Raw genomic sequence first — 15183 nt, forward strand, 5'->3', positions numbered from 1 at the left:
CGCCCCGGGCCTCGCAATCGAGTTGAAAAGATCATGAGCCTCACCCCGCATCAGGAAGACCTCGGCGTGCTGCGTTTCATCACGGCAGGCAGCGTCGACGACGGCAAGAGCACGTTGATCGGCCGTCTGCTGTACGACAGCAAGTCGGTGCTGACCGACCAGCTCTCTGCCCTCGCACGCGCCAAGAACAAGCGCACCGCGGGCGAAGACATCGACTTCTCGCTGCTCACGGACGGCCTCGAAGCCGAGCGCGAGCAGGGCATTACCATCGACGTCGCCTACCGTTACTTCACGACGGCTCGCCGCAAATTCATCATCGCGGACACGCCGGGCCACGAGCAATACACACGCAACATGGTCACGGGTGCATCGACGGCGCACGCCGCCATCGTGCTGATCGACGCTACGCGCGTGACCGAAGTCGATGGCCGCACGGCGTTGCTCGCGCAGACCAAGCGCCACAGCGCCATCGTGAAGCTGCTCGGCTTGCAGCACGTGATCGTCGCCATCAACAAGATGGATCTGGTCGATTACAGCGAGACGACGTTCGACGCCATTCGCGCCGCCTATCTGGAACTCGCGCACCGCCTCGGCTTGCAAGACGTTCGCTTCGTGCCGGTCTCGGCGCTCAAGGGCGACAACATCGTGTACGCCAGCGAGCGCATGCCCTGGTATCAGGACGAGCCGCTGCTCGACGTGCTCGAATCGCTGCCGGTCGCGCAGACGGGCGGCGAGCTGCGCTTCCCGGTGCAACTGGTGGCGCGTCAGGACGGCTCGCAGGCCGACGATTTCCGTGGCTACATGGGCCGCGTGGAATCGGGTACGGTCCGTGTGGGCCAGACGCTGCGCGTGCTGCCCGCCGGACGTACGGCGACGGTTGCCGAAATCGTCGGACCGCGCGGTCTGCTCGAAGAAGCATTTGCCGGATTGTGCGTGACGATTCGTCTGACGGAAGACGTGGATGTGTCGCGCGGCGACACGTTCGTGAGCGCGGAGTCGGTGCTCGAACCGTCGCGTAAGCTCTCGGCGGACGTTTGCTGGTTCGACGAAGAGGCCCTCGCGCCGCAGCGCAAGTATCTGCTCAAGCAGGCCACGAGCACGGTGTATGTGAAGGTCGGCAGCGTGGATACGGTGCTCGACGTCAGCACGCTCTCGCACGGCACCGACAAGACGACGCTCGCCATGAACGATATCGGCCGCGTGCAGTTAAGCCTGCAAAAGCCGGTCGCCGCCGACACGTATGATGCGAACCCCGCCACGGGTGCGTTCGTGCTGATCGACGAAGCCACGCACCACACGGTCGCCGCCGGTATGATCCGGGCGTTGGCGGCCTGATGGCGGCTCGATAGCAATGTGACGGCGGCTTCGGCGCGTTTCGATCCGCATCACGCCAAAACACTTTTTCGCATGACATGACATACGGCGCACGCGACGGCGCCGATGTCGATTCACTGAACAACGGCTGCATCATGACGACGACGCTTTCACAATCTGCCTCGGCGCCCGGCAAGGTCTATCTGGTCGGTGCCGGTCCCGGCGCTGCGGATCTGATTACCGTGCGCGGGGCGCGTCTGCTCGCGCAAGCGGATGTGGTGCTGCACGACGCCCTCGTCGAGCCGGAAATGCTGGCGTTGTGCCCGCAGGCCAAGCTGATCGCGGTGGGCAAGCGCTGCGGCAAACAGTCGAGCGCGCAGCACTTCATCAATAAGCAACTGATCGATCACGCGCTGACGCATGCGGTTGTCGTGCGCCTGAAAGGCGGCGATCCCATGCTGTTCGGGCGGGCGGACGAGGAGTTGCGCGCGCTGGAGGCGGCCGGGATCGAGGTTGCCGTCGTGCCGGGTATTACGGCCGCGCTGGCGAGTGCGGCGACGCTGGGGCGTTCGCTGACCTTGCGCGGCGTGGCGCGCAGTGTGGCGTTCGCCACGCAGAGCCGCGCCCCCGAATCGGCGGAGATCGCGGCGCAGGCATCCGCGGACTCGCTCGTCTACTATATGGGACGCGATAGTGCGCAACGCATCGCAATGGCGCTGATGGCGGCCGGCAAGCCGGCGTCGACGCCTGTGGCGATTGTCGAAGCGGCAACGACGTCGCGCGAGCGGCGCGTGCGGCTCACGCTGGACGATCTGGGACAAGGGCTGGCGGCCTCGTGGTTCGACGCCTCGCAGCCCAGCGTGCTGCTCATCGGTGAGGCGTTCGCCAACGCGGATGCCGTGGCGTTGCATGATGGGGCGCAGCAGGCGGTGAGGGCGGCCTGACGACGAGGGCTGTCCGTTGGCGACACGTTCGTCGTCGTTCGTACGCGTTCGAATTCGCTGGTATTCGCTGGTATTCGTCGACCGAATCGATCGAAACCATGAAAAAACGGCGTCACAGATGACTGTGACGCCGTTTTTCGTTTTCAGCTTGCGCTTACTGCCCGTCCATCATTCTTGCGCAGTAGTTGGCCAGGGCGTCGAGCACCTGATCGTCTTCGCCGATGGCCGCGCTCACGCGCAGCGTGAGGCCGGGGTGGGCGGCGCGGCACGCCTCGGCGAGCGCGGGCAGATCACGCCGCACGTGGCCGCCTTGTCCCAGAAAGACCGGCACCAGCGTGATGTCGGTCGTGCCTTGCGACGTCATGGCGCTCACCGCGTCGGCCAGATTCGGCGTCATCAGCTCCAGAAAGGCGAGCCGGACGTCCGCCGACGGACGCTGCGCGCTCAACTTCTCGCGCAGTCGCTCGAATGGCTCGGCCCAACGCGGATCGCGCGAGCCGTGTGCAAAGAGGATGACGCCGGGGCGATGACTCATGATGGGCGCCTCAGTGCTTGTCTACCCAGCGCAACGCCCCGATGGCGAGCACCAGATAAAGCAGGGACGGTAACGCTGCCGTGAACCACGCGGGCCAGGTGTTGAGCAGCCCCAGGTGCGAGAACAGGTTGTTGAGCAACTGGAAGCTCATGCCGAGCATGATCCCGCCGAACACCTTCAGGCCGATGGCCCCGGCGCGCGCGTGCAGATAGGCGAACGGCAGCGCCAGCGCCATCATCACGAAGACGGCGAACGGATAAAGCAGCTTCTGCCAGAGCGCGAGGGTGTAGCGGTCGGTGTTCTGCTGGTTTTCCTTCAGGTGGCCGATGTAGCGGTACAGGCTGCCAATGGCCATGTTGTCCGGCGAGACCATCAGCACGGACAGGATCTGCGGCGTGAGCTCCGAGCGCATCTGCACCGTGTCGATGTGCACCTGCTTGCTCTGCACGAGCGCGCGCAACGGGTCTTTGCTCGCCGTGGTGTCGTCGATGGCGCTGAAAACCGTCTCCGACACGTCGGTCAGTTTCCAGAAATTCGGCGCGTCGAACTGCCCCAGCTTGGCCAGACGCACGCTGTCGAGTCGCAGTTTGTCGTCGAACTCGTAAATGCGAACGTTGGCGATGGTGTTATCGGGGTTGAGCGTGCCGACGTTGATGAAACGGGTGAGGCGCTGGCCATCCTGATCGACGGTGTCCTTGACCCAGACGCCCGAGCGGAAACCCGCCGAGACCGAGCTGCCGAGTGCCTCGAGGCGAATCTTCTGCGCAAGCTGCTCGGCGTTCGGCGCGATGTACTCGCCTATGACGAAGGTCACCAGCACGATCGGAAAGCCGATCTTCAGCAGCGAGCGCAGCGCTTGCCCCGTCGACAGGCCGGAGACACGGAAGATGGTGAATTCCGAGTTGCCGGCGAGCTGCGCGCAGACATAGATGGCGGCGATCAGCGAGGCGACCGGAATGATTTCGTACATGCGCTGCGGCGCGAACAGCAGCACGTAGGCCAACGCATGTTGGAAACGGTAACCGCCCCGGCCCACGTCGCCGAGCTCGCTCACCAGATCGAAGAAGACGAACAGGCCGACGAACGCGAGCAGCACGAACAGGAACGCCAGATAGATCTGGCGCGCAAAGTATTTCTCATAGACGCGCATCAGCGAGCCCCTCCCGATGCGCCCATGCCGCCGGATGCGCTATTGCGGCGCCGCCCGAACAGGCCGCGGAAACGCACGCGACGCACGTAAAGCAGCACGATGATGCCAAGCGCCAGCGCGTGCAGCAGCCACACGCCGATGGCGAGCGGCATGCGCTCCTGCGCCACCCACGCCTGCGACAGGCTCAGCAGGTTGGTGTACGCCAGATAGATGAGCACGGCCATGACGAGGTTGACGGTACGTCCATGCCGCGGGTTCTGATAGGCGAGGGGCACGGCGAGCAGCACGAGCGCGAGCGCGAGCAGCGGCAGACCGATACGCCAGACGATTTCGCCGCGGAAGATCGGGTTCTTGATCTCGCGGAACAGGCGCGCCGTCGGCACGCCTTTGGTCGGGGTGTTGTCGGTGTCGGCCGCGGCCGGGTTGTCGATCTTCACGCCGTAGCGCTCGAACTCCATCACGCGGTAGTCGGGCTGGCCCGGCACGCCGTCATAACGGCGCCCCTTTTCGAGCACGATGTAGCGGTTGCCGTCCTTGGCCGTTTCGATATGACCGTTGTTGGAGACGACCACGTTGACCTTGCCGTTTTCCGTGCCGGAGACGAAGACGTTATGCACCTTCGTGGAATCCGGGGACACTTTCTCGACGAAGAACACGCGATGGCTCGCTGCGCTTTCGCGGAACTGACCGGGCGAGATCATCGAGACGTCGTCGCGCTGGGCGAAGCGCGCTTCGAGCAGGGAGATCTGCTGATTCGCCCACGGCCACGCGACCAGGGCGCAGAAGGTGACGACAGCCAGATAGGGCGCGGCGAAGCGCAGCACCGGTTTGATGAAGTCGGTGATCGACAGGCCCGAGGCAAACCACACGACCATTTCGGAGTCGCGGTACCACCGGGTGAGCACGAACAGGATCGAGACGAACAACGTCACGATCAGAATGACGGCGAGGTAGCCGATCACGGCCAGGCCGATAAGCACAAGAACGTCGCGCGGATCGGCTTTCCCCGACGCGGCGAAGCCCAGGATACGGATCATCATCGTGGTGAGCATGACGGTGATCAGCACCATGAAGACGGCCCCGGCGGTGTAGTTCAGCTCGCGCTGCAGGGAACGCTGAAAAATCATGTGGTGACGGTTGGGGTGCTCTCGCGGTTGGGCGAGCGCGGAAAAAAGCGGATAATTGCGGCTCGTACGAATTTTACCCGAGGAAAGCGCGATGGACTTTAGCACAAAAGCCTTCGATTCGACCAAGGCGGGCCAGGCCGGTCTCGCCAACGCAAAGACCGAATGTCTGGTGGTTGGCGTGTTCGAGCAGCAGCCGCTCGCAGGGCTCGCCAAGGCGCTCGACGCCGCGAGCAAGGGCTTGCTCGCGCGCATGGTCAAGCGTGGCGAGCTCGACGGCAAGCTCGGCAGCACGCTAATGCTGCACGAAGTCGCCGGCTGGAGCCCGGCACGTGTGCTGTTCGTCGGTCTCGGCCGTGAAGACCAGCTCTCGCAAAAGGGCTTCGGTGAGGCTACCCGCGCCGCCGTGCGCGCCGTGCTCGCCTCGCGCGCGGCCGACGCCCTCTGGACGCTCCCGCAAGCCAAGGTCGTCACCCAGGACGCTGCGTGGGCCGTGCGCGCCTCGGTGATCGCGCTGCGCGAGGCGACCTACCGCTTCACGCAGATGAAGAGCAAGCCCGAGGCCGCCAATACGGCGCTGCGCAAGGTCGTCTTCCCGGTCGCACCGCACGATCTGAAGGCCGCCAAGCAGGCCGCCAAGCACGGCGAGGCGATTGCCAACGGCATGACGCTCACCAAGGATCTCGGCAACCTGCCGGGCAACGTGTGCACGCCGACGTATCTGGCCGACACCGCCCGCAAGCTCGCGCGCGAATTCAAGCTCAAGTCGGAAATCCTCGGGCCGAAGCAGATCGAGGCGCTCAAGATGGGGTCGTTCCTGTCGGTCGCGCGCGGTTCGGTCCAGCCGCCGCAGTTCATCGTCCTCAAATATGAAGGCGGCAGCGCCAAGCAGGCCCCGATCGTGCTGGTGGGCAAGGGCGTGACGTTCGACACGGGCGGCATTTCGCTCAAGCCGGGCGAGGGCATGGACGAGATGAAGTACGACATGTGCGGCGCAGGCTCCGTGTTCGGCACGATCCGCGCCGTCGCCGAAATGGGCCTCAAGCTCAACGTCATCGCCATCGTGCCCGCCACGGAGAATATGCCGAGCGGTCAGGCAACGAAGCCGGGCGACGTGGTCACCAGCATGTCCGGCCAGACCATCGAAGTGCTCAATACCGACGCCGAAGGCCGCCTGATCCTGTGCGACGCGCTCACCTACGCGGAGCGCTTCAAGCCGGCGGCCGTGATCGACGTCGCCACGCTCACGGGCGCGTGCATCATCGCGCTCGGCCACGTGAACTCGGGCCTCTTCTCGAAGAGCGACACGCTGGCCGACGAACTGCTTGCCGCCGGGCGCACGACGGGCGACACCGCCTGGCGTCTGCCCGTCGAAGACGAGTACCAGGAGCAGCTCAAGTCGAATTTCGCCGACATGGCGAATATCGGCGGGCGTCCGGCCGGTAGCGTGACGGCCGCCTGCTTCCTGGCGCGCTTTACCGAGAAGTACGAGTGGGCCCACCTGGACATCGCCGGTACGGCATGGAAGAGCGGTGCGGCCAAGGGGGCGACGGGCCGTCCGGTGCCGTTGCTCACGCAGTTCCTGCTGGATCGCGAAGCCCGGTGACGCGCGTCGACTTTCATACGCATGTGGCGAACCGGCTCGATTACGCGTGCCGGTTCGCGCGCAAGGTCTACGGGGCCGGGCAGACGCTTGTGGTCGTCGGGGAACCCGACGTGCTGCGCGCGTTCGACCAGACCCTGTGGACGTTCTCGCCGTTGGAGTTCGTGCCGCATTGCTTTGCCCGCGACCCGCTCGCCGCTCGCACGCCCGTCGTGCTGGCCGGTCCCGACGAGCAGGCCCAGCATCATCAGGTGCTGCTCAATCTGGCGGGGAGCGTGCCGACGCACTTCGCGCGCTTCGAGCGTGTGGTGGAGATCATCGGCGACGCGCCCGAGGACCTGTCGGGCGCTCGCGAGCGTTACCGTTTCTACCGCGACCGTGGCTACACCCTGAATAACTACGACCAGCGAGGTTGACCGTGACGAACGAGCCCGAGCGCAACGATCCAGGCATTCCCACGCTGACCGAAGTGCTCACGCCCGGCGAGGTCGCGCCGTCGCCCGAAGCGCTCACCGGCGCAACGACGCAGGCGGTCGAACAGGACGGGGTGCCGGCCGACGTTGCGGTCTTCGCCGAGCGGGTGAGCGCGCGGCTCACGCGGCAACTGGCCGATGAAATGACCGCGATGGTGGAGCAGCGCTGTCACGACGCGTTGATCGATCAGACGTCGTGGCTGGTGCAACTCATTGGCCGGCAGGTCGCCGACACCTTGCAGTCGCAATTGCCGGACCGCATCCGGCAGGCCGTGATCGAAGAGGTCGCGAAGCAGGTCCGCTCACAGGGGTAGCACAGGGGTAGCACAGGGGAGAATCGCTTCGTGGTGTCCGGGTCGGGCAACCTGGACCGTCCGGCGCCCGAGCGGACCTCTGCGTCACGACCGTGACGGATGCGCCATCCCGAGAATCCACTGCGCCAGCCGATTCGCCTCGCCAGGGGCGAGTTGCAGACTGGCCGGCATCGGAATACTTCCCCATTTCCCCCGGCTGCCGTCCGCAATGGCGCGGGCGAGCTCGTCGGCAGCACCGGGTTGTCCGGCGTAGCGTCTGGCGATGTCGCGGTAAGAGGGCGCGAGCAGGGTACGGTCGGGGGCGTGACACGTCATGCAGTTGCGCGCCCGGGCAAGTTTTTCCATGGCGCGGGTGTCTTGCACCGCCGGTAAATCGGGGGCGGACGGCTCGCTCGTCTGCGCGAAGGCAGCGCCCGCCACGACCATCAGCCACACGCTCGTCATTGCCCCGGCACACGCGCCGGCAAATCCCTTCATTCGATACTCCCCGATCGTTGACGGATTCCGATGCAAGGCTGCGGGAGACGGACGTCTGTGGGGGGCAGGTGCATCGACGCGCCATTATACGATCGCAAGCCGAGCGCCCGGCGCGGCACGACGACGCACGAAAAAAACGGCACGCCCGCCAAGTGAGCGGGACGTGCCGTTGTGCGGTTTGCCGCGGACTTGCGTTCATCGCGTCGATTCGTCGGCATCAACCGACTTCAAGCGACTTCAAGCGACTCAAGCGATATCAACCGGTCGCACCGCCCTTGTTGGCCGGTTGCGCGAGTGCGGCGTACTTCGCCAGCACCCCTCGCGTGTAACGCGGCGCAGGGGCCTTCCATGCTGCCCGACGCCGCGCGAGTTCATCGTCGGCCACGTTCAGTTGCAGCAGCAGCTTGTGGGCGTCGATGGTGATCGAGTCGCCTTCGTGCACGAGCGCGATGGTGCCGCCGACGAACGCTTCCGGCGCAACGTGCCCCACGACCATGCCCCACGTACCGCCCGAGAACCGGCCGTCGGTGATGAAGCCGACCGACTCGCCGAGACCCTTGCCGATGATGGCCGAGGTCGGGGCGAGCATCTCCGGCATGCCCGGGCCGCCCTTCGGTCCGAGATAGCGCAGCACGAGAATGTCGCCCGCCTGAATCTTGTCGCTCAGAATCGCTTCCATCGCGCTTTGTTCGTCGTCGAACACGCGCGCCGGGCCGGTGATGACCGGGTTCTTCAGGCCGGTGATCTTCGCCACCGCACCGTCTTCGGCCAGATTGCCCTTGAGGATGGCGAGGTGGCCTTCCTTATAAAGCGCGCGCTCGACGGGGAAGATCACGTGCTGATCGGCGCGCGGCACCGACGGCACGTCTTTCAGTTCTTCGGCGATGGTGCGTCCGGTAATGGTCATGCAATCGCCGTGCAGCAGGCCCGCATCGAGCAGGATCTTGAGCACTTGCGGAATGCCGCCGGCCTTGTGCAGATCCGTCGCCACGTATTTGCCCGACGGCTTCAGATCGCAGATGACGGGCACGCGGGCACGAATGCGTTCGAAGTCCTCGATACTCCACTCGACCTCGGCAGCGTGCGCGATGGCGAGATAGTGCAGCACGGCGTTGGTCGAGCCGCCGGTGGCCATGATGAGCGCGACGGCATTCTCGATGGACTTGCGCGTAATGATGTCGCGCGGCTTGAGGTCTTGCTTGACGGCCTCGATCAGCACCCGCGCCGATTCGGCTGCCGAGTCGACTTTCTCCTGATCGGGGTTGGCCATTGTCGACGAGTACAGCAGGGACATGCCCAGCGCTTCGAACGACGAGCTCATGGTGTTGGCCGTGTACATGCCGCCGCAAGAGCCGGTCGACGGACAGGCGTTCTGTTCGATGCCCTTGAAATCGGCCTCGGTCATGCGGCCGGCGGTGAATTCGCCCACGGCTTCGAACGACGAGACAATGGTGAGATCCTTGCCTTTCCAGTTGCCCGGCTTGATCGTGCCGCCGTAGACGTAAATGCCTGGCACGTTGATGCGCGCCAGCGCAATCATGCCGCCCGGCATGTTCTTGTCGCAGCCGCCGATGACGACCACGCCGTCCATCCACTGACCCTGCACGGCCGTCTCGATACAGTCGGCAATGACTTCGCGCGAGACGAGCGAATACTTCATGCCCTCGGTGCCCATCGACATGCCGTCGGAAATGGTCGGGGTGCCGAAGGTCTGCGCGTTGGCCTGATGGGTTTTGATAGCGTTTACCGCGGCGTCGGTCAGACGCTGCAATCCCGCGTTGCACGGGGTGATCGTCGAATGGCCGTTGGCCACGCCGATCATCGGATTGTCGAAGTCTTCTTCCTTGTAGCCCAGCGCGTAGAACATCGAGCGGTTGGGCGAGCGTGCCACGCCTTGCGTGACATGACGCGAACGACGGTTGAATGCCATGACGTCTCTCTCCTGTGGGGATGCGCCACGCCACTGGCTGTCGCAGCGTCGCGCATAGGCGTTGTTGTATCACGCTCTCTCGTCGGCGGCACCTCCGGAGGCCGGGGCGCTGCCCAATGTCAATCCTGTCACTGCTGCATCGCGCGTTTTTCACGCTTCACGACTTTGGTACTGCACGGGCGGGGCCGCTCGCATGACGCGTGCCGCCCCGCCCGTTTCAAGCGATTACCGCCTTCGCCGACAGGCTCATCCGCGCTTGGCCAGCTTCAGTTGCGACAGATCGCGCACGGCGCCACGGTCGGCCGAGGTGGCCAGCGCGGCGTAGGCTTGCAGCGCCTGCGAGACAACGCGCTCGCGGTTCACCGGCTGCCAGGCCTGATCGCCGCGGGCTTCCATTGCGACGCGGCGGCGGGCCAGTTCCTCGTCCGACACGGCCAGATGCATCTTGCGCTGGGTGATATCGATCTCGATCACGTCGCCGTCTTCCACCAGACCGATGGTGCCGCCTTCGGCCGCTTCCGGCGAGGCGTGACCGATCACGAGACCCGACGAGCCGCCCGAGAAGCGACCGTCCGTGAACAGTGCGCAGGTTTTGCCCAGGCCCTTGGACTTCAGATACGACGTCGGGTACAGCATTTCCTGCATGCCCGGGCCGCCCTTCGGGCCTTCGTAGCGGATCACGACCACGTCGCCCGCCTGCACCTTGTCGCCCAGAATGCCTTCGACGGCGTCGTCCTGGCTCTCGAACACGCGTGCGCGGCCGGTGAAGACCCACTGCGATTCGTCCACGCCGGCCGTCTTCACAATACAGCCCTTCTCGGCGAGGTTGCCGTACAGCACGGCCAGACCGCCGTCCTTCGTATAGGCATGTTCCTTGTCGCGGATGCAGCCGATTTCACGGTTCAGGTCGAGCGACGGATAGGTCGACGACTGGCTGAACGCGATGGTCGTGGGCACGCCGCCCGGGGCGGCGCTATAGAACGTATGGGCGCGGTCGTTGGCGCTGTCCTTCACGTCCCACCTGGCGATGGCTTCGCCGAGCGTGCCGCTGTGGACGTTGCCGCACGACGTGTCGAGCAGCCCGCCGCGCGCGAGCTCACCGAGAATACCGATGATGCCGCCTGCGCGGTGCACGTCTTCGATGTGGTACTTGTCGGTCGCCGGCGCGGCCTTGCACAGGCACGGCACGTTGCGCGAGATGCGGTCGATGTCGGCCATCTTGAAGTCGACGCCCGCTTCCTGCGCGGCGGCGAGCAAGTGCAGCACCGTGTTGGTCGAGCCGCCCATGGCGACGTCGAGCGTCATGGCGTTTGCGAACGCGGCCTTGGTGGCGATGTTGCGCGGCAGGACCGAGGCGTCGTCTTCCTGATAGTAGCGGCGGCACAGATCGACCACGAGGCGGCCGGCCTGCTCGAACAGCCCGCGACGCCAGGCGTGCGTGGCCACAATGGTGCCGTTACCCGGCAGCGCGAGACCGATGGCTTCGGTCAGGCAGTTCATCGAGTTGGCGGTAAACATGCCCGAGCACGAACCGCACGTCGGGCAGGCGCTGCGTTCGACTTCGGCCACTTCGGCGTCGCTGATCTTCGGATCGGCGGCCTTGATCATGGCGTCGATCAGGTCGATCTTGGCGATGACCTGACCGTCGCCCGACTTGACCTTGCCCGCTTCCATCGGGCCGCCCGAGACGAACACGACGGGGATGTTCAGGCGCATGGCGGCCATGAGCATGCCCGGGGTGATCTTGTCGCAGTTGGAGATGCAGACCATGGCGTCGGCGCAGTGCGCGTTGACCATGTACTCCACCGAGTCGGCAATCAGTTCGCGCGACGGCAGCGAGTACAACATGCCGCCGTGCCCCATGGCGATGCCGTCGTCCACGGCGATGGTGTTGAATTCCTTGGCCACGCCGCCGGCTGCCTCGATCTCCTTGGCCACGACGGCGCCCAGATCGCGCAGGTGCACGTGACCCGGCACGAACTGCGTGAAGGAGTTCACCACGGCGATGATCGGCTTGCCGAAGTCGGCGTCGGTCATGCCGGTGGCACGCCACAGGGCGCGGGCGCCGGCCATGTTGCGGCCGTGGGTGGAGGTGCGGGAACGGTATTGAGGCATGGTCGTGTCTGAAACGCTGTGCTTGTGGGATGAACGAAAACCGGGGCCGTCGGCGCCTTTTTACGCGATTCGCACATTCGCAGATTCGTCGAATCGGGTGCGGGTGCTGGCGGGCAATGCCGCGCTACGCGTCGCAAGCGGTGCCATCCGGCCGGACGTCAAGATTCGTCTTTCCTTGGATGCTTGTCAAATATATTATTTGACTCGGATTGAGTCGAAAAACATATCATGGACTTACGTCAATTCAGATACTTCGTGGCGGTAGCCGAAGAGCGACATTTCGGACGCGCCGCCCAACGGCTCTCGATGACCCAGCCACCGCTCTCGCAGCAGATCCGGGCGCTGGAGGCGTCGCTCGGGGCGCCGCTGTTCGTGCGCACCAACCGGTCGGTGGAGCTAACGGCCGTCGGGCGGCAACTGCTGCCCGAAGTGCGCCGCATTCTGGCGGACGCCGACGCGCTGCCCGCGCTTGCGCAGGGGCTTGCGCACGGGGAGGTGGGTACGCTGTCGCTGGGCTTCGTCTCGACGGCGGACTACGGCATTCTGCCGCCGCTGCTGCGCGAGTTCGGCGAGCGCTATCCGCGCGTGCGTCTGCAACTGCTCGAAGCCACGAGCGATGTTCAGGTCGAGGCGCTGATGGACGGCCGCATCGACGCAGGCCTTTTCATTCCGCCGGTGCCTGCGCGTTACGCGAACGAGTTGTCTTACCTGCCGATCGTTCGCGAACCGCTGATGCTGGCGTTGCCCGCCGGGCGTGACGACACGGGGCACGAGAGCCCCGGGCAAGTGCAGACGGCACAGACGCAGGGCCTGCCCGGTGCGCCGGTCAGTCTGGCCGAGTTTGCGCACGAGCCGCTCGTGATCTTCCCGCGCCGGGTGGCGCCGGCGTTCTACGACATCATCATGGGATGCTATGCGGCGCTGGGTCTGACGCCGCGCGTGGGACAGGAGGCGATCCAGATGCAGACCATTGTGAGCCTCGTGTCGGCGGGCATGGGCGTGGCGCTGGTGCCGCAGTCGCTGTGTCATCTGCGACGCACCGGCGTGACGTACCGGGCGCTGCGTGAGACGAGCACGTTCATCGAGACGGGCCTGCTCTGGCGCACCGCCGAAGTCACACCGGTGCTCGAAGGCTTTCTCGAGACGGCGCGCGGGGTCGCGCACACGCCGCCGGGGGCCACGCTCTCGGCCTGAGCGTCGCAATGATGGAGCCTGCGCTCGCGTGCGCCGCGAGGTCGTGCGCTCGTGGTATCGTGCTGCCCAACCCATAGCTCGGCGGGGCCACGTCTCACCTGATGGCACGGGCCGTGGCCGCAATCGCTTGCGACGGCAGTGCCTTCACCCCCTGGCGGAACTTTTGTTCACGAATCGATTCTTCTGATCCATGCTGATTCATCCTCAATTCGACCCGGTCGCGATTCATCTCGGCCCGCTCGCTATCCGCTGGTACGGCCTGATGTATCTGGTCGGCTTCATCCTGTTCCTGCTCGTGGGGCGTCTGCGCGTGCGTCAGCCGTCCATCGCAGCGCAAGGCTGGAAGCCGCAGGATCTCGACGACATGCTGTTCTACGGCGTGCTCGGTGTGATTCTCGGTGGACGACTGGGCTACGTGATCTTCTACAAGCTGTCGTTCTATCTGGCAAACCCTCTCGACATCTTCAAGGTGTGGGAGGGCGGCATGTCGTTCCACGGCGGCTTCCTCGGCGTGCTGGTCGCGATGTGGCTGTTCACACGTCGCCGCGGGCACTCGCTGCTCGAAGGCACCGATCTCATTGCGCCGATGATTCCGCTGGGACTCGCTGCCGGCCGGCTGGGAAATTTCATCAATGGCGAGTTGTGGGGACGCGTAACGTCGCCCGATTCGCGTTTCGCGATGCTGTTCCCGCAAGCGGCGGCCGAAGACGCGCAGTGGATGTTTGCACATCCCCAGGCGATGGCCGATAACGCGATGGCGATGGTCTTCGCGCAATTCCACGGCCTGCCGCGTTATCCGTCGCAACTGTTCGAATTCGCGCTCGAAGGCGTGGCGCTGTTCCTGCTGCTGTGGTTCTTCTCGCGACGTGCGCGTCCGGTGGGCGCCGTGTCGGGCATGTTCCTCGTGGGCTACGGAGCGTTCCGTTTCCTCGCCGAATTCACGCGTGAGCCGGATGCCTTCCTTGGCCTGCTGTCGTTCGGTCTGTCGATGGGGCAGTGGCTCTCGATGCCGATGATCGTAGCGGGCGTGATCATGCTGGTGTGGTCGTATCGCCGCAAGTCCGCGACGTCGGCCGCGTGATGCCGATGGATGCGCTGAAGAACGCGTCGACCTGACGTTCTACTGCGCTGCGAACGAAGACGGGCCGCCGGAGAATCCTCCGGCGGCCCGTTGTCTTTTATGGCGATACGACGGCCCTCAACTCGCCTTGCGCTCAAGCGCGGTCAACGACGCCATCAGATCGGCAAAGCGTTCGCCCTGCACGGTGACGTGAGCGCGCAGGTGTTCCGATGCGGCGTTCGCGTCACCCGCCTCGATGGCGTGGAACACGGCGTCGTGCTCCGAGAACGAATGCTGCGGCCGGTCGCGCACCCGCAGTTGCAGGCGGCGATACACGCGCAGCCGCCGATGCAGTTGCAACGCCGTCTCCTGAAGATAGGTGTTATGGCTCGCCTGATAGATCAGCGCATGGAAACGGGCGTTGACTTCGTAATACGTGTCGATGTCCCGGGCCTCGGCCGCCGCCCGGCTGGCCTCGTGCGTGCGACGCAGTTCGTCCAGTTCCTCCTCGGTAATGCGACGCGCGGCGAGCCGTGCGCACATCGACTCCAGCTCGGCCATCACTTCGAACATCTCGCACAGACGCTGCGGGTCGATTTGCGCGACGACCGCCCCCCGGCGGGGCCGGATCTCGATCACGCCAGACGACGCCAGTTGAATCAGCGCCTCGCGCAGCGGCGTGCGCGACACGCCGAACGTGGTGGCCAGTTCGACCTCGTCGAGTCGCATGCCGGGCGGGTATTCGCCCACGGCAATCTTCTCCTCGATGGCCTGTCGCAGCGCTTCCGATCGCTTCGGTTTCACGCTCATGAGGCGCTCGCTCGGTCGGGGGACGATCCCGTCATACGGGGCTGTGTGGGGTTCATGGTTGCCAAGGTAACGCGTGAATCCGCCGCTGAAGATCGGGGTAAACGCGGGAGATGTATTTTTTAACGTGTCAATTTGTATAC

Annotated in this window: 14 protein-coding genes; 7 read left to right on the forward strand and 7 right to left on the reverse strand. The window is 65.1% G+C overall.

Features of this window, described 5'->3' with window-relative positions:
- The first annotated feature begins 33 nt into the window (after window positions 1–33).
- Window positions 34–1335 carry a sulfate adenylyltransferase subunit 1 gene (locus ACIPHM_RS08695; RefSeq protein WP_400326936.1) on the forward strand — a complete coding sequence of 434 codons (1302 nt, stop codon included), beginning with the start codon at window positions 34–36 and terminating at the stop codon, window positions 1333–1335.
- 134 nt (window positions 1336–1469) lie between these two features.
- Window positions 1470–2258, forward strand: a complete 789-nt coding sequence (gene cobA, locus ACIPHM_RS08700) for a uroporphyrinogen-III C-methyltransferase (protein WP_400326939.1) — start codon at window positions 1470–1472, stop codon at window positions 2256–2258.
- A 154-nt stretch (window positions 2259–2412) separates the two neighbouring features.
- Here cobA and ACIPHM_RS08705 read toward each other — a convergent pair whose 3' ends face one another.
- From ACIPHM_RS08705 to lptF, 3 genes are read right to left on the reverse strand one after another with little or no spacing between them, the layout of a single operon-like run.
- A complete protein-coding gene (locus ACIPHM_RS08705; protein WP_400326942.1) occupies window positions 2413–2793 on the reverse strand; it encodes a sirohydrochlorin chelatase in 381 nt (126 codons plus the stop codon).
- A gap of 10 nt (window positions 2794–2803) precedes the next feature.
- Complete coding sequence (gene lptG, locus ACIPHM_RS08710) at window positions 2804–3943, reverse strand: LPS export ABC transporter permease LptG (protein ID WP_400326945.1); 1140 nt, start codon at window positions 3941–3943, stop codon at window positions 2804–2806.
- The gene (gene lptF, locus ACIPHM_RS08715) at window positions 3943–5070 is read right to left on the reverse strand and encodes an LPS export ABC transporter permease LptF (protein ID WP_400326947.1); all 1128 of its coding nucleotides are present in this window, start codon (window positions 5068–5070) and stop codon (window positions 3943–3945) included. Before lptF ends, lptG begins: the two co-directional genes overlap by 1 nt.
- Before the next feature lie 91 nt (window positions 5071–5161).
- Here lptF and ACIPHM_RS08720 point away from each other — a divergent pair, with 91 nt between their 5' ends.
- Genes ACIPHM_RS08720 through ACIPHM_RS08730 form a run of 3 tightly spaced genes read left to right on the forward strand, consistent with a single transcriptional unit; the run spans window position 5162 to window position 7457 of the window.
- Entirely contained in the window at window positions 5162–6673 is a 1512-nt protein-coding gene (locus ACIPHM_RS08720; protein ID WP_400326950.1) for a leucyl aminopeptidase, read from the forward strand.
- Entirely contained in the window at window positions 6670–7086 is a 417-nt protein-coding gene (locus ACIPHM_RS08725; protein ID WP_400326953.1) for a DNA polymerase III subunit chi, read from the forward strand. The genes ACIPHM_RS08720 and ACIPHM_RS08725 overlap by 4 nt, the downstream gene beginning before the upstream one ends.
- A 2-nt stretch (window positions 7087–7088) precedes the next feature.
- Entirely contained in the window at window positions 7089–7457 is a 369-nt protein-coding gene (locus ACIPHM_RS08730) for a DUF2486 family protein (RefSeq protein ID WP_400326956.1), read from the forward strand.
- An 84-nt stretch (window positions 7458–7541) separates the two neighbouring features.
- On the opposite strand, the gene ACIPHM_RS08735 is transcribed toward ACIPHM_RS08730, so the two are convergent.
- The 3 genes from ACIPHM_RS08735 to ilvD (ACIPHM_RS08745) all read right to left on the reverse strand — a co-directional run bounded on the left by ACIPHM_RS08735 (window position 7542) and on the right by ilvD (ACIPHM_RS08745) (window position 11979).
- Window positions 7542–7934, reverse strand: coding sequence for a c-type cytochrome (locus tag ACIPHM_RS08735; RefSeq protein WP_400326959.1), 393 nt, complete (start codon window positions 7932–7934; stop codon window positions 7542–7544).
- Window positions 7935–8190: 256 nt separating this feature from the next.
- Complete coding sequence (gene ilvD, locus ACIPHM_RS08740; protein ID WP_400326963.1) at window positions 8191–9864, reverse strand: dihydroxy-acid dehydratase; 1674 nt, start codon at window positions 9862–9864, stop codon at window positions 8191–8193.
- 246 nt (window positions 9865–10110) lie between these two features.
- Window positions 10111–11979: a dihydroxy-acid dehydratase gene (gene ilvD / locus ACIPHM_RS08745; protein WP_400326966.1), complete on the reverse strand. Its 1869-nt coding sequence runs from the start codon at window positions 11977–11979 to the stop codon at window positions 10111–10113.
- A gap of 228 nt (window positions 11980–12207) precedes the next feature.
- On the opposite strand from ilvD (ACIPHM_RS08745), the gene ACIPHM_RS08750 reads away from it, so the two are divergent.
- Entirely contained in the window at window positions 12208–13173 is a 966-nt protein-coding gene (locus ACIPHM_RS08750) for a LysR family transcriptional regulator (protein ID WP_400326969.1), read from the forward strand.
- A 190-nt stretch (window positions 13174–13363) separates the two neighbouring features.
- The gene (gene lgt, locus ACIPHM_RS08755; protein ID WP_400326972.1) at window positions 13364–14254 is read left to right on the forward strand and encodes a prolipoprotein diacylglyceryl transferase; all 891 of its coding nucleotides are present in this window, start codon (window positions 13364–13366) and stop codon (window positions 14252–14254) included.
- A 117-nt stretch (window positions 14255–14371) separates the two neighbouring features.
- On the opposite strand, the gene ACIPHM_RS08760 is transcribed toward lgt, so the two are convergent.
- Entirely contained in the window at window positions 14372–15043 is a 672-nt protein-coding gene (locus ACIPHM_RS08760) for a GntR family transcriptional regulator (protein WP_400326975.1), read from the reverse strand.
- Window positions 15044–15183: the final 140 nt, after the last annotated feature.

The organism is Pandoraea sp. NPDC087047 (assembly GCF_044745225.1).
In the GTDB taxonomy this organism is placed as follows: domain Bacteria; phylum Pseudomonadota; class Gammaproteobacteria; order Burkholderiales; family Burkholderiaceae; genus Pandoraea.

Bases quoted from the DNA above. Each gene is read 5' to 3' on its own strand.
- ACIPHM_RS08695 (WP_400326936.1), top strand. From the start codon at position 34: ATGAGCCTCACCCCGCATCAGGAAGACCTCGGCGTGCTGCGTTTCATC.
- cobA (WP_400326939.1), top strand. From the start codon at position 1,470: ATGACGACGACGCTTTCACAATCTGCCTCGGCGCCCGGCAAGGTCTAT.
- ACIPHM_RS08705 (WP_400326942.1), bottom strand. From the start codon at position 2,793: ATGAGTCATCGCCCCGGCGTCATCCTCTTTGCACACGGCTCGCGCGAT.
- lptG (WP_400326945.1), bottom strand. From the start codon at position 3,943: ATGCGCGTCTATGAGAAATACTTTGCGCGCCAGATCTATCTGGCGTTC.
- lptF (WP_400326947.1), bottom strand. From the start codon at position 5,070: ATGATTTTTCAGCGTTCCCTGCAGCGCGAGCTGAACTACACCGCCGGG.
- ACIPHM_RS08720 (WP_400326950.1), top strand. From the start codon at position 5,162: ATGGACTTTAGCACAAAAGCCTTCGATTCGACCAAGGCGGGCCAGGCC.
- ACIPHM_RS08735 (WP_400326959.1), bottom strand. From the start codon at position 7,934: ATGAAGGGATTTGCCGGCGCGTGTGCCGGGGCAATGACGAGCGTGTGG.
- ilvD (WP_400326963.1), bottom strand. From the start codon at position 9,864: ATGGCATTCAACCGTCGTTCGCGTCATGTCACGCAAGGCGTGGCACGC.
- ilvD (WP_400326966.1), bottom strand. From the start codon at position 11,979: ATGCCTCAATACCGTTCCCGCACCTCCACCCACGGCCGCAACATGGCC.
- ACIPHM_RS08750 (WP_400326969.1), top strand. From the start codon at position 12,208: ATGGACTTACGTCAATTCAGATACTTCGTGGCGGTAGCCGAAGAGCGA.
- lgt (WP_400326972.1), top strand. From the start codon at position 13,364: ATGCTGATTCATCCTCAATTCGACCCGGTCGCGATTCATCTCGGCCCG.
- ACIPHM_RS08760 (WP_400326975.1), bottom strand. From the start codon at position 15,043: ATGAGCGTGAAACCGAAGCGATCGGAAGCGCTGCGACAGGCCATCGAG.